At 42.1% G+C, this 19049-nt stretch carries 21 protein-coding genes; 2 read left to right on the forward strand and 19 right to left on the reverse strand.

The genetic code is table 11. The features are described 5' to 3' along the window. Positions 1 to 7 precede the first annotated feature (7 nt). The 4 genes from EIZ39_RS08670 to EIZ39_RS08685 all read right to left on the reverse strand — a co-directional run bounded on the left by EIZ39_RS08670 (position 8) and on the right by EIZ39_RS08685 (position 2461). Positions 8 to 196 carry a hypothetical protein gene (locus tag EIZ39_RS08670; protein ID WP_129199541.1) on the reverse strand — a complete coding sequence of 63 codons (189 nt, stop codon included), beginning with the start codon at positions 194 to 196 and terminating at the stop codon, positions 8 to 10. A 150-nt stretch (positions 197 to 346) separates the two neighbouring features. Next, positions 347 to 826, reverse strand: coding sequence for a 23S rRNA (pseudouridine(1915)-N(3))-methyltransferase RlmH (rlmH, locus tag EIZ39_RS08675; RefSeq protein ID WP_129199543.1), 480 nt, complete (start codon positions 824 to 826; stop codon positions 347 to 349). 115 nt (positions 827 to 941) lie between these two features. Beyond that, the gene (locus tag EIZ39_RS08680) at positions 942 to 1109 is read right to left on the reverse strand and encodes a CxxH/CxxC protein (protein WP_129199545.1); all 168 of its coding nucleotides are present in this window, start codon (positions 1107 to 1109) and stop codon (positions 942 to 944) included. A 122-nt stretch (positions 1110 to 1231) separates the two neighbouring features. Then, complete coding sequence (locus EIZ39_RS08685) at positions 1232 to 2461, reverse strand: S1C family serine protease (RefSeq protein WP_129199547.1); 1230 nt, start codon at positions 2459 to 2461, stop codon at positions 1232 to 1234. An 88-nt stretch (positions 2462 to 2549) separates the two neighbouring features. On the opposite strand from EIZ39_RS08685, the gene EIZ39_RS08690 reads away from it, so the two are divergent. Continuing rightward, on the forward strand, positions 2550 to 2783 hold the full coding sequence (locus tag EIZ39_RS08690) for a hypothetical protein (protein WP_129199549.1): 234 nt from the start codon (positions 2550 to 2552) through the stop codon (positions 2781 to 2783). Here EIZ39_RS08690 and EIZ39_RS08695 read toward each other — a convergent pair. The 6 genes from EIZ39_RS08695 to EIZ39_RS08720 all read right to left on the reverse strand — a co-directional run bounded on the left by EIZ39_RS08695 (position 2780) and on the right by EIZ39_RS08720 (position 9819). Then, positions 2780 to 3568, reverse strand: a complete 789-nt coding sequence (locus tag EIZ39_RS08695) for an MBL fold metallo-hydrolase (protein WP_129199550.1) — start codon at positions 3566 to 3568, stop codon at positions 2780 to 2782. The two genes, EIZ39_RS08690 and EIZ39_RS08695, sit on opposite strands and share 4 nt — an antisense overlap. Positions 3569 to 3592: 24 nt before the next feature. After that, complete coding sequence (locus EIZ39_RS08700; RefSeq protein WP_164984976.1) at positions 3593 to 4378, reverse strand: two-component system regulatory protein YycI; 786 nt, start codon at positions 4376 to 4378, stop codon at positions 3593 to 3595. Further along, complete coding sequence (locus EIZ39_RS08705; protein WP_129199552.1) at positions 4323 to 5705, reverse strand: YycH family regulatory protein; 1383 nt, start codon at positions 5703 to 5705, stop codon at positions 4323 to 4325. Before EIZ39_RS08705 ends, EIZ39_RS08700 begins: the two co-directional genes overlap by 56 nt. Next, entirely contained in the window at positions 5695 to 7563 is a 1869-nt protein-coding gene (walK, locus tag EIZ39_RS08710) for a cell wall metabolism sensor histidine kinase WalK (protein ID WP_129199553.1), read from the reverse strand. The genes EIZ39_RS08705 and walK overlap by 11 nt, the downstream gene beginning before the upstream one ends. Positions 7564 to 7569: 6 nt before the next feature. Next, positions 7570 to 8268, reverse strand: coding sequence for a response regulator YycF (yycF, locus tag EIZ39_RS08715; protein ID WP_129199554.1), 699 nt, complete (start codon positions 8266 to 8268; stop codon positions 7570 to 7572). A 99-nt stretch (positions 8269 to 8367) separates the two neighbouring features. After that, positions 8368 to 9819: a M23 family metallopeptidase gene (locus EIZ39_RS08720; RefSeq protein ID WP_129199555.1), complete on the reverse strand. Its 1452-nt coding sequence runs from the start codon at positions 9817 to 9819 to the stop codon at positions 8368 to 8370. A gap of 187 nt (positions 9820 to 10006) precedes the next feature. Here EIZ39_RS08720 and EIZ39_RS08725 point away from each other — a divergent pair, with 187 nt between their 5' ends. Then, the gene (locus EIZ39_RS08725; RefSeq protein WP_129199556.1) at positions 10007 to 10381 is read left to right on the forward strand and encodes a hypothetical protein; all 375 of its coding nucleotides are present in this window, start codon (positions 10007 to 10009) and stop codon (positions 10379 to 10381) included. Positions 10382 to 10439: 58 nt separating this feature from the next. Here EIZ39_RS08725 and EIZ39_RS08730 read toward each other — a convergent pair whose 3' ends face one another. From EIZ39_RS08730 to ychF, 9 genes are all read right to left on the reverse strand, one after another. Continuing rightward, on the reverse strand, positions 10440 to 11729 hold the full coding sequence (locus EIZ39_RS08730; protein ID WP_129199557.1) for an adenylosuccinate synthase: 1290 nt from the start codon (positions 11727 to 11729) through the stop codon (positions 10440 to 10442). 238 nt (positions 11730 to 11967) lie between these two features. Next, positions 11968 to 13314: a replicative DNA helicase gene (gene dnaB / locus EIZ39_RS08735; RefSeq protein WP_129199826.1), complete on the reverse strand. Its 1347-nt coding sequence runs from the start codon at positions 13312 to 13314 to the stop codon at positions 11968 to 11970. 26 nt (positions 13315 to 13340) lie between these two features. Next, a complete protein-coding gene (gene rplI, locus EIZ39_RS08740; protein WP_129199558.1) occupies positions 13341 to 13787 on the reverse strand; it encodes a 50S ribosomal protein L9 in 447 nt (148 codons plus the stop codon). Then, complete coding sequence (locus tag EIZ39_RS08745) at positions 13787 to 15748, reverse strand: DHH family phosphoesterase (RefSeq protein WP_129199559.1); 1962 nt, start codon at positions 15746 to 15748, stop codon at positions 13787 to 13789. Before EIZ39_RS08745 ends, rplI begins: the two co-directional genes overlap by 1 nt. A gap of 15 nt (positions 15749 to 15763) precedes the next feature. Then, positions 15764 to 16696: a YybS family protein gene (locus EIZ39_RS08750; RefSeq protein ID WP_129199560.1), complete on the reverse strand. Its 933-nt coding sequence runs from the start codon at positions 16694 to 16696 to the stop codon at positions 15764 to 15766. 61 nt (positions 16697 to 16757) lie between these two features. Continuing rightward, positions 16758 to 16994: a 30S ribosomal protein S18 gene (gene rpsR, locus EIZ39_RS08755; protein ID WP_129199561.1), complete on the reverse strand. Its 237-nt coding sequence runs from the start codon at positions 16992 to 16994 to the stop codon at positions 16758 to 16760. 27 nt (positions 16995 to 17021) lie between these two features. Continuing rightward, entirely contained in the window at positions 17022 to 17489 is a 468-nt protein-coding gene (gene ssb, locus EIZ39_RS08760) for a single-stranded DNA-binding protein (protein WP_129199562.1), read from the reverse strand. A 28-nt stretch (positions 17490 to 17517) separates the two neighbouring features. Next, positions 17518 to 17805: a 30S ribosomal protein S6 gene (gene rpsF, locus EIZ39_RS08765; protein ID WP_129199563.1), complete on the reverse strand. Its 288-nt coding sequence runs from the start codon at positions 17803 to 17805 to the stop codon at positions 17518 to 17520. A gap of 136 nt (positions 17806 to 17941) precedes the next feature. Then, positions 17942 to 19042, reverse strand: a complete 1101-nt coding sequence (ychF, locus tag EIZ39_RS08770; RefSeq protein WP_129199565.1) for a redox-regulated ATPase YchF — start codon at positions 19040 to 19042, stop codon at positions 17942 to 17944. Between the last annotated feature and the right edge of the window lie 7 nt (positions 19043 to 19049).

Consider the following 19049-nt stretch of genomic DNA (forward strand, 5'->3'; position numbering starts at 1 on the left):
CCTAATTTTAAGGAAGGTTTGTTTTTACCTTTTCTCTCCACTCAATCAAATCATGCAATATCTCTCTAAAATCTTTATCAAAAGGATACCCATGCGATAAATAGTCCGATTTATTAGATTCAATCTTCTCCCACTCTTCACTCAGTTTGGCCCATGTTTTAACTGACTCATCTAGGGCTTTTCTAAAATCCTCCACTTATTTACACCCCCCCCCCAACAAAGACAAATAATATATAGAATAATTTTAAATAATAATTAAAGATATTGAAATGAAAAAGTAAAGTCATTTTTCCGAATTTATGATAAAGGTTCCTTTCTAGAAAACTGAAACTACAAAAAACCTCATTTACTTATGGTACGGTTCACCCCTATTAATCTTAAACCCGCGATAAATCTGTTCCAATAGAATTAACCGAACCAATTGGTGGGGAAATGTCATCTTGGAGAGAGAAATCTGCTGATTGGCCCTTTGGAGGACGGATGAGGATAATCCTAAGGATCCTCCTATAATAAAGGCAATGGAGCTTTTTCCATAGGTTGCAAGCTGATCCAATTGACTAGCTAGTTTTTCTGAAGACCACATCTCACCTTCAATAGCCATGGCAATGACATGAGTGTCTTGTTTGAGGTGGGCTAGAATTCTTTCTCCCTCTTTCTCTTTCACCTGCAGCATCTCGGCATCACTTAGATTTTCTGGTGCTTTCTCATCAGGGACTTCGATGAGCTGAAGCTTTGCATAGGGAGTTAATCTTTTTGCGTACTCATCAATTCCCATTTTCAAATATTTCTCTTTCAACTTACCCACAGATACGATTGAAATTTGCATGTTTTACTCCTTTATCCTCAGAAAAAATGTATTTATCCACAGAAGTTATCCACATATACACAACCTTCGTGTATATATTGGTGTTTTCTGCATTTTCCCACATGTGGATATTCTCTTACACCACGAGAAATACCGGTTCCCGATCACAAAAATCACAACGTGCTGGCACGCTCCAAGCTGTAAATGAGGTTTCCTTTAATTTATAGATATCTGGTGCATCTTCATATTCGTCTACAAAATCATCAATCGCGATTTCAACATGCTCCTTGCAACATACAAACATAGTACATGGCTCCTTTATCTTTCTGCTTTTTTTCTAGTATTGACGACAAATTGTATTTCTAGGACATTAGGACGACATAAAAGAGCAGAGCTCCTGCTTTCCTTACGGGCTCTGCTCTCCTCCTATTCATAGTAAAGTGTAATCACGCTTGAAGTCAGTTGACCATTCCGGTATAAACTTACCTTTACTTTATCCCCATCGGCTTTTTTCGTATAGAGGTATTTTCGCATTTCAGCAGAATCTGTAATAGATTGATCATCTAATGCCACAATAACATCATGCGTCTGAAGCTCTGTTTTCCCACGCACTACTTCCATAACAACGACTCCATTAGTGACTTGAGCGGGAAGCTTCAACGTGTTTTGCAGGTGATGACTTGGGATCTCTCTTAAATCTCGAGGGACGATTCCAAGATAAGGTCTCTTTACTTTTCCATACTGTAAAAGATCTTCAATAATGGGCCTGGCATCATCAATCGGAATAGCAAACCCTATTCCCTCTATTCCGGCCTGGGAGATCTTCAAGCTGTTAATTCCGATCACTTTTCCTGTCATATTAATTAAAGCTCCCCCACTATTTCCGGGATTAATCGCTGCATCGGTTTGAATGACATCTAGTTGCCAGTCTGGTTGCCCATCTTCATTGACATCTATGGGCATACTTCGTTCTAACGAGCTAATAATCCCTTGGGTGACGGTTCGAGAAAAGTGCAAACCCAGGGGGTTTCCAATCGCAATGGCAGGTTCTCCTACTTGCAAGTGTGAGGAAGTCCCGAACTCTGCTATGGATTCTACCTGATCCCCTGGAATTTCAAGAACCGCTAAGTCGGTTAAAGGATCAACTCCTAGGACATGCCCCTTAACTCGGGCTCCGTTCGCAAGAGATACTTCGACGTCGACAGCTCCCCGAATCACATGATAGTTGGTCACGATAAGACCTTTCCCATCCTTTTTCGCAAAGATCACACCAGATCCTGTACCTCTTTCGACGGCTTGGGTGCTCCTCGTCCAGAAATCTCTCATCTCTTGTATATTGACGATTCCTACAACGGACTTCTCTACTTGGCTCACCGCTTTAACCGTATCGGTTTCCACCTTTGCCTGAATGGTTTGTTGAATTACGGGTGAATGAATGGCAGCTGGCTGTGGTGAAGAAGATGAAGCTGGAATATTCGTAGGTACAGTAGGAAGTTGTATCGTTACATAACCAGATTCTAAGAGGAAGGGCAACATATACAACACGACAACTCCGCCAATAACGGAAGACACGATAGACATAAACAGCATGGAAAAGGGGCCATATCGTTTTTTGCGAGGACGCTGGTAATAATCATCCATATTATAGTCTCCCATTCGTTTCACTCCTTTCACAAGGAAGGTATATAAAACTAGTTATTAGGCTACTCTATAAGTATAACTGTTTAGGGAGGGGCTTAAACCCATGGGACGTAGCTTTAATCCTTATGATGATGTGAAGATCATTTCTCAAATTGCTGATTTAAAAGAAGTAGATTATAAGAATACTTTAGTTGTCACGGCTCTAGTAGAACTTTTAGTAGAAAAAGGGATTCTATCCCGTCAAGAGATTCTTCGTAAAGCTCAAGAGCTTGAAGTGGATTTGACTTTAGACATGCTCACTCCTCAATCTCCAACTTCTGTGAGAGACTTGAATTAAATTTCATCCATTGTTGTCGGTATGGTTGGAGAAGTATCCAGTAGCTTTACTTCGTCCTCCGTATCAAAACCGTTTTCTTCTAGTATATTTTTCACCGTCAGTCGAGCTAGCTCTGTCATATTATTATCTTTACTCAGATGGGAGAGGTACACTCTCTCTCCTGTCCCTTGAAGAATATCAGAGAGGGCCTCTGCTGCATCTTCATTGGATAAGTGGCCTACATCACTTAAGATTCTACGCTTAATATTCCAAGGATAATGTCCCATTCTTAGCATTTCCACATCATGATTGGATTCAAAAATGTACGCCTGTGAACCTACAATCTTCTCTTTCATTCTTTGACTCACATAACCGGTATCGGTAGCTAAAGTCAATTTTTTCTCTCCCTCAAAAAAGCAAAATCCCATAGGAAAAGCCGCATCATGTGAGATACCAAAGCTTTCAACTGTCAAATCTGCAAAATGCTTGACTTCCCCTTCATCAAACAGGCACTTCTGCTCTTCAGGAATTTCTCCAATTAATGAATCAAGCTGATCCCATGTTTTTTCGTGGGTATAAACCGGTAGCTTATATCTTCTAGCTAATACCCCTACTCCCTTAATATGATCAGCATGCTCATGCGTGACGAGAATCGCGTCTAAGCTGCGCGGGTCCACTCCTACTGTTTGCAATTGGTTCTCTAGTTGCTTGCCGCTTAAGCCCGCATCGATTAATATTTTCGTTTGATCCGTTTCCACTACAACTGAATTTCCGGTACTTCCGCTAGCTAATACACTAAACCGCATTGGTTTCCCTCCGTTTTTCTTGCTCTATTCTTTTTTCTGGAGAGAAGGTGTCTTCTCCATTACTCCCGTAATTGCATTAATATAATGCACTTGATTGGTTCCATGGACAATCCGCCAAACAGGTGCAATAACTTGTATTTCCGCATCATACGTATGGCCGAAGTATCCAAGCTCAATGGCATGAACCGTTTCCCCATAGGCTATCATGCCATTTTCTATCAGAGTTCGTAAAGCGGTTAAGGAAGATATCACTTTTTTCCCTGATCCTTTATTGACAACTTGAAAATACGCCTGTCGATACCCCATGACTTTTTGGTCGTTATGATTTAGTTCTAACGTCGCCCCAAATAATGGATAGCCCTCCCATTGCTGAAAATAAACGAGTTTCTCTGGATATTGAACCATAGAATCCACTTTGTAATCTTCGAAGTACAAAATATGCTCGGAGAACGTCTTCTGGACTTCACTCTTCATCATGGTCAGCGGGGAAGGCAAGTTACGAATAAAACGGGACTCGAAAACATGCCCCTCCCATCTTGAATTCTGATTGGGAAGTTTACTGACTAGTCTCATCTCAAAATTTTCGTAACGGACATTCAGATAATGCATCTCTGGCATATCTGTCGGCGGTTCAATGGCGAGCTGAATATTCTTTGCTTTTAGCACATCCTGTAAGCTAGAGGAAGTTCCCATGTTTTGCTGCCCTACTTCTAGATCGTGACTACGGCTCGTCCAAAATTGGTAAAATAAAAAACTATCTAGAATTAGGAACGCTAGGATCAGCAACGTCTTGGCTCTTCTCCAATCCATCCGCTCCCTCCTTTTTCTCCGACCTAGCATCCACGATTAAAGGATGCTCACCTTCCATTTTGACAATCCATTTTGGCGTAAGCATAAGATGATGATCATTTACTCGTGCTTGATAACCTAAATACAGATCTTCCACTTGAGCCAGAGGGATATCCAATTCACTCAGCTTACTTAAAATTTCTTCTCCTGACATCACCATCACATCTTTATGGTCAAAATAAGTATCTAAATTTAATAACGATCGGTGATATTCTACGATAAAAGATTGATTGGCGACTACCTCAATCACTCCGAAAGTTTCTTTTTTACCTGCATAAACGGGATAGGCACCTACATACTGGCGGAATAAATACGTTTCCTCTTCTTGGTTATGAGGTTTCTTTACCTCTTCCAACATATAAACGCCATTCCACCCCCCATGCTCATTAATAAAATTAATCACACTATGATAATGGCTTTCTCTTGAAGATGAACCGAGCGACTCTGCCAACGGATCATAAAAGTGAATGAATTGAAATCCAGGTGGAAACTGTACAGCTTTACTTCCATCCGTGTAAATCGTGGTTCCATTTCTTTCGGTAACCTGCCGGGTTACCGATGGATCTACAAAAAGAGTTTGGAGAATCTCAGGTACCGGAATCGGTTGGTAGAAGTACCGAAACTCTTTCATCATCAATTCTACCTTAGGTAAATAAATGAGGGATCTATCATTCTCTACCTCAGAGGACAATACCATCATCTCTGTTAAAGTATTTCCTAATGATAAGTAGAATTGTTCTAAGTCTCTTGGGGTAATGGTTGTGCGAGCTTGAACCAGTCGTTTTCCATCTCGATCCATAAAGAGGGCATAAGCTTCTTTCTCCGAATCATCAACATAAATTAAGATCCGCTTAGCTGAAGGAAGCAAGGTGTTGACTTTTCCACGAAAGGTAAACATCTCTCCCATCATCTCCATTGGGATCGAAGTTGCATAAACGATTTCCATGGCTTTCTTGTTCTGAACGATTTCTGTCCATTGCTCTGGCGATAACTCTACGGAATTAAAGTTATAGAAATACCATTTCTCCATCTCTTTTGTAATGATCCGATAATGAATGGAATCATTAATGACGCCTGTATATCTATCATTGCCGTAATGAAGAATAATAGATTGGGGTTTTATTAACTGACTCAGCTCCTTCCTGTCTCCAACAGGAAGAGGTTCTACATATTCCGCAGGATGTAAATATTCATATTTAGGCTGGCTGTTTACAAGCAGCCAAGATAAGATCAAACTCGTCAGGACAAGGAAATTAAGCAGAATCGTCTTCCCTTTATCAACCCACATGCTGATCCTCCATCCTTAAGATCGATTGGCCTTCCTTAGAAGAGGCAGCTAAAGGAAGGGTAAAGGTCACCTTCGTTCCTTGATTCACTTCACTTTCAATGAAGATGTCTCCTTTATGAGCCCGGATAATTTCTCGGGCAATAGACAGTCCGAGTCCCGTCCCCCCCATCTCCCGCGAACGTGCCTTGTCTACACGATAGAACCTCTCAAAAATTTGGGAGAGATCTCTTTTCGGTATGCCTACTCCAACATCCAAAATCTCCACAGCCATCATCGCCTCTTCTTGCCTGATATAAGCGCGAATGGAAAGACGGGTATCTGGAAAGGAGTATTTTACGGCGTTAGAGAGCAAGTTATCCATGACCTGAGTGAGACTATCTGGATCACCATAAACGGATGGTAAAGACTCTTCTAGATTTTTTTCGACCTGAAGACCTTTCTGCTGAAACTGGACGGAAAAACGCTCTAATGCCTGATGAATCAGCACTTGGACTTCCATTTCTCGCTTCTTCAGGATCGATTTTTTTGAATCTAGACGCGATAATTGCAATAAGTCATTGACCAGTCGAATCATCCGATCTGTCTCATTTAACGTTACATGGACAAACCGAGGAGCGACTTCTTCATCATGTATAGCTCCGTCCTCGAGTGCCTCCAGATAACTCTTCAAGGTGGTTAGTGGAGTTCTTAACTCATGCGATACATTGGCAACAAATTCTTTACGCTGCTTCTCTAACAGCTCCTGTTCCGTTACATCTTGAAGCACAGCAATGATTCCTTTGCTCGTCTGTTCATCCTTCTTTAACTGGCGAAAAGTAGCTCTTAAGATCCTTCTTTCCTCATTTCCTGGAGGTAGTACTAAGACGGAACCCATTCCCTTAAACAATATGAGAATATCGTCTTCGTCTTGAGGTAGCTGAAGCACATCGTAAATGGTTGTTCCAAGTACCTCTTCCTCATGTACGGATAGCATTTCGCGGGCTCTTGCGTTAATGAGGATCACTCGACCTTCCTTATCCGTAGCAATGACCCCATCACTCATGTTAGAGAGGATGGAAGATAACTTTTGCTTTTCTTCTTCATTTTGAGCAAGGGCTTCATGCAATCTTTTCGTCAGATAGTTAAAGGCTTCTGCTAGTTGCCCGATTTCGTCATTACTATATACCTTGACTCGACGGTTAAAGTCTCCTTCCGCCATAGCCGCTGCTTGTCTCGTAATTTCTTTTACAGGGCTCGTAATCGTGCGAGCAAGCAGAATTCCTAAACTACCTGTCATCATTAAGGAAATGACGGTGGCCGTTAATAAGATGCCGTTAATTCTCCTCATCGTTTCATACATGTCTTCCATGGAAGATACCATGTATAGAGCTCCAATGGTTCGTACGCCACTTTTAATAGGAATGGTTAATACCCGAACGCGGTGACCATTCTGAGGTTGGATCTGAGTATCCTCATATCGGGTACCCAATAGAGCTAAGTTGATTTCTTCACGGGTGTTCTTTTGCCCAATGATCGCTTTATCTTCTTCGGTTGTAGTCAATACCACCCCGTTGCGATCAATGACTTGAACATCTGTATCTCGAACGGCTAGTAGGTTATTAACCAAATAGTTGATATCCCCCATCCGACTCTCTTCCTGATCTTCCTGCGGGTTTTCTAAATCAACGTCTAAGTACCGTTGAAGGTTGACAGCCAATAGATTAGATTGGGTATGAAGCGTTTCTGTAAAATTATTAATATAATAGTTCTCCACTTCACGGATGAAGTAAGCCCCGATAACCTGCATAGCCACCAAGATTAATAAGAGATAGATGACTACGACTTTCCATTGGACAGATTTAAAGAACTTAAACCTCATCGTTCTTTAAGCCTCGTGCTTAAAAACATAACCCAATCCTCTGCGCGTCATAATATAATTTGGATTACTTGGATCGTCCTCAATTTTTTCTCTCAATCGTCTAATGGTCACATCAACCGTACGTGCATCCCCATAATAATCATAACCCCAAACCGATTGCAGCAAATGATCTCGGGTTAGAACCTGCTCGGAGTGAATGGCAAGATAATGCAAGAGGGTAAATTCTCTCTGCGTTAGTTCCACCGGCTGACCTTCCTTCTTCACGATATAGGATACGGGGTCAATTTCCAAGGAACCTAATTGTAGAATATGATCGGTTCCCTTCTCCTTCGTTGTGGCTCCTTCTGCTCTTCTGAGATGCGCTTTTACCCTTGCTAGCAGTTCACGTGTTCCAAATGGCTTCGTGACGTAATCATCCGCTCCTAGTTCAAGACCAAGCACCTTATCTATTTCCGAATCCTTTGCCGTTAGCATAATGATGGGCATGTTTTGTTCTTTACGAATCATTTTGCAGACTTCCATCCCATCTTTTTTAGGAAGCATAATATCCAATAGAACCAAATCGGGATCTAGCTCCCTCGCTAAGCTAATAGCTTCATCACCATCATAGGCACAGTGTACTTGGTACCCTTCTTTCTCCAATGTAAACTTCAAAATATCGGCAATCGGTCGTTCATCGTCAACAACTAAAATTAATTTAGCCACTACGCCTATACCTCCACTCGTTTCCTTCCTTCTATGATACCATGGATAGGAAGAGTTTTTGGCAGAAAAAAACGGTAGCAGTATTCTGCTACCGAAAAGTTACCCGCGAAAATATCTCATTGGGTTCGTATTTGATCCATTCTTGATGATTTCGAAATGAAGATGGGTACCGGTCGATTCGCCCGTCGAACCCATGACTCCAATCTTGTCTCCCTTTTGCACGACATCACCGACAGATACACTCACTGAACTTAGGTGACCATACAAAGTCTTATAGCCATTGCCGTGGTCGATAATGACAGATTTCCCATAGTTGCCGTTCCATCCCGCTTGTACGACTTTTCCATTATCGGAGGCCTTAATACCGCGATTGCTCACTCCGGCAATATCTAGACCTTTGTGCGTTCTTCCCCATCTTGGTCCGAACCCACTAGTAATTCTCCCACCATGGGTTGGCCAGGTGAACTTCCCATCTCCACGATTAGGCTTAACTTTCGATCCTTTTTGTATGATTTTATTAACCGCTTCGGCCAGAATCACTTCTTCCATGATCTTTTTCTCGGTTTGGACACCGTTCTCACGTATAATCTGATAGGTAACACGCTTTCGGCCTTCTTTTCCTTCTTGGATCACTTTCTGCTCGCCACGGAACATCGTCTCCGTAGTCTGAGCTTCAATCTTATAATGGATTACTTCCTCGACTTCTTTTTCCTCAATGGTTTGTACAGTCAGCTTAGGTCTTGCCGCTGTAACGATGATATCTTGCCCAAGTTGCAACAGCGTATCTTCCGTTATACCTGGATTATTGCGATAGATATCTTGTGAGGTGATGCCATACTGTCCTGCAATACAACTAATACAATCCCCGGGCTTGACCGTATGAATCATCTGTTCGACGGAACCCTTAACCAAAAGACTCATTAGTTCCTCTTTTGTCATTATCTTATCGGGATTGATTCTGCTTTCCTCAATGGAAACCGATTCCTTAAATTTCACTTCTACATTTGCTGCTCCTGCTGCGTTGACGGTCTGCGCTTTATCTTGAGCTACAGGTAACGGTCCATACTGATCCTTAATTTCCTCTAGTATCTGGTTCATAAGTTCCTTGTTGGCAGTGTATCCAACAGCTTCACCATCTACGGTTAAAGATTGGGCAGTTACCTTTAGCTCGATCTTATCTTGCAATGCTTTTATTGTGCTTTCGTTCGCTGCGCTCGCATTTCGCTGTGTTTCTTCTACATACTCAATTTGGTTCTGTACTTCAATGTTTAAAGGTCCATGAAGCGACTGCTGGCTAGCAATCTGCTTATCAATAAATTGTTGGACAAGATCCGGGTGATCAACTGATCCTATTTCTTGCCCATCCACGAGGACATGGTATAACGTCTTGGAGTTTGCATTATAATAATGGTTAGCTAAACCAGTACCTGTAATAAATAAAGAAACCGTGACTAATCCAATGGCTGTTTTACCTTTATTCTTCTTAACTAAAGCGACTCCTTGGTTCCATTTATCCTGGATCCAATTCTTCGCTTTATGTATCCGTTCCATTCAAACCTCCTATAGACCGATGCGACTTTAAATGTATATGGGAAAAGCATTATGGTAAGACTACATATTTTGGACATTTTTTCACACAGTAATAAGTTACCATAATGTTGTATAGCGGTTCAAGCTATTTTTCTCTTTTTACACTATTTTTTCTACAAAAACCGACATAAACAAGGAGGATCCTACCATGAAAGAGAGAAATTTACTTGCTGGGTTTGTATCCATTGATGATGCACAAGAGGCAGAAAAAGCATTAAAAAACGCAGGCTTTCAAGAGATTCAAGTCGATACGATTAGTCCAATTCCTGGTGAAGGTGTTGAACAGCGAATGAATCCCATTACAGGAAATATTCCTGGACTTGCTCACATGACGCTGGATGCTGACTTCTCCAATGAATCTGCCGCCATTCTTGCCGCTGCAAGCCCTGGAGCTAGTGGAATGTCTGATGGCGATGGCATGATGCCTGAGGTCAATCAGGGAGTATTATTAACAGCTGTCGTTCCAGACAACCAAGCTGATCAAGCAGAACAAATTATCAAGCAATATGGCGGTAATATTTAATAAAAAAAGAAGGATATCGCATGATCATGTGATATCCTTCTTTCATTCTACTTATGGCTTAAAGACCGTATACACTTTTGACTACGTTCGTTTGTTCACGTCCTGGTCCTACTGAGAAGATCGCGATAGGAATACCGGTTAAAGAACTGATGCGCTCAATATAATGACGTGCGTTCTCTGGTAGTTCATCTAATGTCTTGCATCCTGTGATATCTTCTGTCCAACCTGGAAGCTCTTCATATACTGGCTCACACTCAGCTAACATGTTCAGATTAGCTGGATAAGAGTCTATGGTTTGTCCTTTATAGCTGTATGCCGTACAAATTCTTAGAGTTGGGATTCCTGTTAGAACATCAATGGAGTTCAAGGATAGACCAGTGATTCCACTCACCCGACGAGCATGACGAACAACCACACTGTCAAACCATCCTACACGTCTAGGGCGACCCGTAGTCGTTCCATACTCTTTCCCTACTTCACGGATATGATGACCGATCTCATCATGCAGCTCGGTTGGGAATGGGCCATCTCCCACACGACTGGTGTAAGCTTTAGCTACTCCAACAACTTGATGAATCTTTGTAGGTCCTACACCAGAACCAATGGTTACTCCACCTGCTACCGGATTAGAAGAAGTTACAAATGGATAGGTTCCTTGGTCAATGTCAAGCATAACCCCTTGGGCCCCTTCAAATAATACACGTTTCCCTGCATCAATCGCATCGTTCAATACAACAGAAGTATCTGTAACATAAGGACGGATAATATCAGCAACAGCTAGGTATTCTTCCATAATAGCTTCTGCTTCAAATCCCTCGGTTTCATATACTTTTTCTAAGATGCGGTTCTTTTCTTCTAAGTTTCTTCTTAATTTCTTCTCAAACTCATCTCGATCCATTAAATCAGCCATACGGATCCCAATACGAGCTGCCTTGTCCATATAAGCCGGTCCAATACCTTTTCCAGTTGTACCGATCTTATTTGCTCCCTTACTTGTCTCTTCCACTCGGTCCAACTTCAAGTGGTAGGGCAAAATAACATGAGCACGATCACTAATACGCAAATTATCTGTTTTCACATCATGACTATGTAAATACTCAAGTTCTTGAACTAAGGCCTTCGGATCAACGACCATTCCGTTTCCAATAACACAAATCTTATCGTTATAAAAAATCCCAGACGGGATGAGATGTAATTTATATTTTTTCCCGTTAAATACAATCGTATGTCCAGCATTGTTTCCACCTTGATAACGAGCCACTACTTCCGCTTTTTCCGCCAAATAGTCGGTGATCTTACCTTTTCCTTCATCTCCCCATTGGGTACCTACAACAACTACAGATGACATTCTCTCGACACCTCCTACTCAAATAACAAACATACCTAGTTTACAACCGATGATTGATCATGTCAATGAAAACACGAACATTTTTAAAAACTAAAATTTATTTGTTCGTCTAAAATTCACTTATCTATAGGTTTTGCTTCTTTTTACTTTTCTACACCTAGCCACTAAACTTAGATGTTCCTTCCAAATATTTCTCGATTTATCATAAAAAAATAGGCGGGGGTATACCGCCTATTTCCTAATGCTCTTGATGCGATTGATCTAAACTCACGAACTTATTAAATTCCTTAAGAAATGCTAGTTTCACTGTTCCTGTTGGACCTGCTCTGTGTTTACCGATAATGACTTCAATAATGTTCTTTTCTTCTGTTTCCTTATCGTAATAATCCTCACGATACAAGAACGCTACAATATCCGCATCCTGCTCAATTGCCCCGGATTCACGAATATCCGATAGCATCGGACGCTTGTCTTGACGTTGCTCTACCGCACGGCTAAGCTGTGACAGAGCGATAACAGGGCAGTTTAATTCACGCGCCATGAGTTTAAGTGTACGGGAGATCTCGGATACTTCCTGCTGACGATTGTCCCCGCCGGCTTTTCCTGAAATCAACTGAAGATAATCAATAAGAACTAAACCAAGGCTTCCTTGCTCTTGTACTAAACGGCGGCACTTGGAACGAATATCAGCAGCAGTAACCCCTGGTGTATCATCAATAAAGATAGGCGCCTTAGATAAGGTTCCGATCGACATCGTTAACTTGCGCCAGTCCTCTTCTTCTAGATACCCCGTTCGTATCTTCCCTGCATCAATATTACCCTCAGCACAAATCATACGCATAACCAACTGCGCAGCACCCATCTCTAAGCTAAAAACCGCAACACTCTCACCCGCTCGAGTCGCGATATTCTGTGCCACGTTAAGGGCGAAGGCGGTTTTCCCCACCGCCGGACGGGCAGCTAGAATAATGAGGTCACTTCGGTGTAAACCTGCGGTCATCTTATCTAAATCCGGGTATCCTGTTGGAATTCCTGTGATCTCTCCTTTTTTCGTTGAGAGCATCTCAATACGTTCGTAAGCTTCCATAAGGACATTACGAATATGTTGAAAACCACCCTTAGACCGTTTCTGCGAGATTTGCATGATGTTCTTTTCTGCATCTGAAAGCAAATCACCAAGGTCTTCCGATTGGTTATAGCCATCTGTTACGATCTTCGTCGCTGTTCGAATCAATTGGCGAAGTACAGCCTTCTGCTCAATGATTCGGCAGTAATATCCAATATTCGCAGCGGTTGGTACGGAATTAGCTAGGTCCGTTAAGTACGTAACTCCCCCAACATCCTCTAGCTGTTTCTTGTTCTCTAAGGCTGCGGTGACCGTCACAAGGTCTACAGGTTCCCCCCGTTCGCCCAGTTCTACCATCACTTGATATATTCGTTGATGAGACGGACGATAAAAATCATTAGGTGTCAATATCTCACTGGCTGATACTAAGGCTTCGTGCTCCAAAAAAATAGCCCCTAATACGGCTTGTTCAGCCTCAATATTATGGGGCGGAGTTCGATCAGCAAGGATATCGCTCACAGTACTCACCTCGCTAGTAATATCGATTATTTTTCTTCTACGACGTGAATATTCAGAGTCCCCGTTACATCTGGATGCAATTTCACAGGAACCTTCGTGTATCCTAGAGTCTTAATCGGTTCATCCAATAGTAATTTACGTTTATCAATATCTAGCTTAGCCTTCTTCAAGGCATCAGCAATTTGCTTTGTGGAGACGGCTCCGAATAGGCGGCCGCCCTCACCTGTCTTTGCTGGAATTGTAATCGTAACATGTTCTAGTTCCTTTGCAAAGACCTCAGCTTGTGCCTTTTCTTCCTCTTTCTTCTTATCCGCACTCTTTTGACGTTGTTCATAAGTCTTTACATTCCCGCCGGTTGCCTCAACAGCTAAACTTTTAGGGAAAAGAAAATTACGAGCATATCCTTCTGATACCTCAACCATCTGACCTTTTTTTCCTTGGCCTTTTACATCTTTTTGCAAAATGACTTTCATTATTTTGCACTCCCCTCTTCATGATATTTCTTAATGATACCTCTTAATTTCTTAACGGCTTCATCAATAGACATCTCTTTCACTTGGGTTGCGGCATTCGTTAGATGCCCTCCTCCTCCCATCTGCTCCATGATCATCTGTACGTTGATATCACCTAAGGATCGAGCACTGATGGCAATCATGTTATCAGGACGCTTACATACAACGAAGGAGGCCTGTATGCCTGACATTGTCAACAGGGTATCTGCCGCTTGGGCAATTAACACTTGCGTGTACGATTCATCTGGTTTTCCAATGGAGATAGCGAAGATGTCGTAGAGAATCTCGGTATTCTGAACGATCTCTGAGCGTTTTATATACTGGTTTAAGTCTTCCTTCAACAATCGTTGTACGATCGCAGGCTCAGCTCCATTACGACGAAGGAAAGATGCCGCCTCAAAAGTCCTTGCACCCGTACGAAAAGCAAAACTCTTCGTATCCACCACCATTCCTGAAAGCAACGCCGTAGCTTCCAAGCTGTCCATATTAAGCTTATCACTCTGATATTGGAGAAGCTCTGTTACTAACTCACAAGTCGACGAGGCATAAGGTTCAATATAGACAAGTACAGGATCTTCAACAAACTCCTCGGAACGTCGGTGATGATCAATGACCATAACCCGGTTGGACATCTGTAATAGCTTTGGTTCAATAGCCATAGAAGGTCGGTGAGTATCTACCAATACAATTAAGGTTCGGTTATTGGCCATCCCAATCGCTTGCTCTGGTGTGATAAAGTAATCTGCAAGATATTCATGCTCTTCAACAGCAGCCATCAGCCGATCAATCGAAGGATTCACTTTATCGAGGACAATAAACCCTTTTCTCTCATTGGCTAGTACGGCCTTAAGCACCCCAATGGATGCTCCAATCGCATCCATATCCGGAAACTTATGACCCATCACTAATACTCTTTCACTTTCTAAGATCAAGTCACGCAGAGCATGAGATATCACTCTCGCTCTTACTCTTGTTCTCTTCTCCACAGCATTCGACTTGCCGCCGTAGAATGTCATCTTATCCCCTTGCTTGACAGCAGCCTGGTCTCCACCGCGTCCTAAAGCAATATCTAGGCTAGACTGGGCCATCTCACCGAGTTTCGGATAATCAAGATCTCCTGCACCAATACCAATACTTAAGGTAATTGGAATCTTATTCTTCGCTGTCATTTCTCTTACAACATCCAATATTTCAAAACGAGTATCTAGTAATTGTTGAAGAGTGGCTTCGTCAAGTATGCCTAAAAATTTATCAGAAGCAAATCGTCTAATATAAATTTGATGTTTCTGAGCCCATTCATTAATAGCACCTGTTACATTCGCCATCATTAAGCTTCGGCTCTGATCATCCATCACTTGAGATACTTCATCTAGATTATCTAAGTGAATAATCGCAAAAACAATTTTTTCTTCATTATATCGAAGATGCAATTCCCGAAACTCCGTGACATCCTTAAAATAGAGAAGACGTTCTTCTGGACGAACAAGGACCTCATAAATTCGCTTATTATTGGTAATTTCTATTTGTTTTTTTCCGGGAGTCAATTCGGCCATCTGAGGAATCACATCGAGCAAGTTCTGCCCTGCGAGCAACTCTTTCCCTGTTATCCCAACCATATAGGGATTAAACCATTCGATTTTCTTGTCCTCACTATATAATAGGATTCCAATGGGCATCTCTGTCAGAACTTCGTCTCCCGCTTTCTTCACTCGGTGGCTCAATGTCTGGATATAGCTCTGCAAGTCCTGGCGAAATGCTTGCTCCGCCTTATAAATGAAGAATGCCAAGCCTGCTAGTGATAACAATCCGATAATGGCAGCTGCCCAGTTATAGAAAGATAATACCCCTACAAGAATAATACTAATGATGAAGGATATTATCATATGTAATCCATGCCAACGCTTCAGGAGGAACTTCTGCATAGATTCAGCTCCTTATTATTTGCTCGACTGCTTCCGCAGATCGATTCCTAGGTCAAGTATTCCCATTAATACTAGTATAAAAGGGAATGGTGGAAAAATAAATACCAAGACCACCGCTAAGATAGGAATTCCTTTTCCCCAACCTTTTTTATGAGAAAAGAAGAACAGGAAGCTTAACCCCTGAATAATCATCATGATATCTAATATTGGTTTAATGTTCAGTAGAATGGTTTGTGAGAAGTCTCCACCTTGAGGGCCTATAATCATAGAAGCTACCAAAACAGCTAAGTAGTAGTACATGATCGACTTAGGCCATCTCCAATCTCTGAACGGAGGAAAAGCAGGTACTGTGGTCCCTAATCTCTGCAACACTTTACGAGAAAACCAATGATTAATAATAGCAAATTGAGCGGAACCCAGAATCAAAAGCATGGGAACCATTTTTCCAATCATCGCTACCATATCCGTAAGCATATCGACTTGCTTCTGATCCGCTGGACCGATTTGTTCCATAATGGAACGACTCATCTCGATCGACTGATTCATCATCTCTTGGATTGTCGTTACAGGGTTAATATTAAGAAAATAATAACTTACCACCAAGCTTCCAAGTAAGAAAACTAGACTAGCCAGGGTACCTCCAATAAACACATGGAAAGCACTCTTGTTTTGTCGATAGAGCACGCCCATCATAACCCCTATCATCCCTGCAAACAATGCACTAAAGATGGACGGTAGTGCACCAATAAAAATTGTTAATAAACCGCTCGCAACAACCACTAATAGTGACTTCTTCAAATCATGTCTTGCTGCATAGATGGTGAAAGGAACAGGCAAGGCCATTGCCGTGATAATGCCTAATGGAGTGTAGATCGTTGTAAACATTAAAACTAAGAAGATACCACTAATCAAGGCTCCTTCTAACATCGAACGAACATTACTTTGCAAAAGACATCCGCTCCTTGAATAATATGAAAAAAAGGGACACCAAGTGCCCCCTTTTTTTCTCTTAAGATTCAGTTGTGTATGGTAACAAAGCGATTTGACGAGCACGCTTGATCGCTCTAGTTAACTGACGCTGATACTTCGCAGAAGTTCCAGTTACACGGCGAGGAAGGATCTTCCCACGCTCGCTAACGAATTTCTTTAGCGTATCAATATCCTTGTAATCGATCTTAGCGATCTTGTTTACTGTGAAGTAACACACCTTACGGCGCTTACCACGTTTTCCTCTTGGGGCTGCCATGCTTATCCCTCCTTCTTTAGGCTTTTATTAAAACGGCAAATCATCGTCAGAGATATCTACAGTCTTACTTTCATTAGCAAAGGGGTCATCCGAGCGATCATATCCGCCGTATCCTCTTCCTTGGTTAGATGCCGGTGGGCTTGAGTATCCACTTCCGCCGCCTTCTCTTCTTTCTCCAGCTGGAGACAAGAATTGAACATTCTCTGCAACTACTTCCGTTACATAAACACGCTTACCTTCCTTATTATCATAAGATCGGCTTTGTAAGCGACCGTCAACACCAGTTTGAGATCCCTTCTTCAGGTACTGTGCGCACAATTCTGCGGTTTGCCTCCAGGCAACTACACTGATAAAATCAGCTTCCCTTTCCCCTTGGGCATTCTTAAACTGCTTGTCTACTGCTATTGTAAAGGTAGTTACAGCAACTCCAGATGGCGTATATCTCAACTCAGGGTCCTTGGTTAATCTTCCCACAAGAATAACGCGATTAATCACTAATACCCCTCCCCCTCAGGACTACAGATTATTCTTCTTCTCTAACAATCAAATAACGGATGACGTCGTCAGAAATCTTCATGATCCGCTCTAATTCATTTACCGCTTCAGGGGTTGCCTTGAAGTTGGTTAACGTATAGTAACCATCACGGTTTCTATCGATTTCATAAGCAAGACGGCGCTTACCCATTTCGTTTACCTTAGTAAGCTCTCCACCACGCTCTGTGATGATGGAATTGAAACGCTCGTTATTAGCTTTTCTTTTTTCTTCCTCAACATCAGGGCGTTGGATATACATTAATTCGTAGTTACGCATCTGATTCACCTCCTTTTGGACTAGACGGCCCTATTACAGGGCAAGGAGCGAGTTAAAAATTCGGTTCTTTTTCGACTCGCATTTCCGTATTATATCAGAAGGAGAAGTAGAACACAAGCTTTTTAACGCGTAGATATTACACGTTAAATCGGAAATGCATAACATCTCCATCTTGCACTACATACTCTTTTCCTTCCAAACGGACTAACCCCTTCTCTTTTGCTGCATTCATCGATCCACAGTTTACAAGATCTTGATACGCAACGACTTCTGCTCGAATAAAGCCACGCTCAAAATCCGTGTGAATGACCGCCGCAGCCTGGGGAGCTTTCGTATTTCGGCGAATTGTCCAAGCTCTTACTTCCTGTACCCCAGCGGTAAAATATGTGATAAGTCCAAGCAAGCTATAAGCCGCACGAATGAGGCGATCAAGTCCTGATTCCTCAAGTCCTAGTTCCTCTAAAAACATCTTCTTATCTTCGCCTTCTAACTCCGCAATCTCAGCTTCTACCTTGGCGCTGATCACGACGACTTCTGCTCCTTCTGTAGCAGCAAAATCACGGACCTTCTGAACTAGTGGATTAGAATCGGCTTCAAGCAGACCATCTTCACTGACATTCGAAACATAAAGAATCGGTTTCATGGTCAGCAAATGAAGATCTCTTACGATTAACTTTTCTTCATCTGTTAGCTCTACACTTCGAGCAGGCTTGTCCGCTTCGAATGCTTCCTTAAGCTTTGTTAACACGTCGAGCTCAAGCTTCGCTTCCTTATCTCCGGACTTCACTTTTCTTCCCATACGGTCAATTTTTTTCTCGACAGAATCTAAGTCAGCTAAGATAAGTTCTAAGTTGATAACTTGAATGTCGCTAATTGGATCGACTTTACCTGCAACGTGAGTGATGTTAGGATCTTCAAAGCATCGAACCACATGGGCAATGGCATCTACTTCACGAATATGGGATAAGAATTTATTCCCTAACCCTTCTCCTCGACTCGCTCCTTCTACAAGACCCGCAATATCTACAAACTGAAATGCTGTAGGCACGGTTTTCTTTGGTACGACAAGTTCGGTTAATTTATCTAAACGCTCATCTGGCACTTCTACTACCCCGACATTAGGGTCAATGGTACAGAAGGGATAATTGGCAGACTCTGCACCTGCCTGGGTAATCGCATTAAATAACGTCGACTTCCCTACGTTAGGCAACCCGACGATTCCTACTGATCTAGACATGGATCAA

The sequence above is a fragment of the Ammoniphilus sp. CFH 90114 genome, from assembly GCF_004123195.1.
Taxonomy (GTDB): Bacteria; Bacillota; Bacilli; order Aneurinibacillales; family RAOX-1; genus YIM-78166.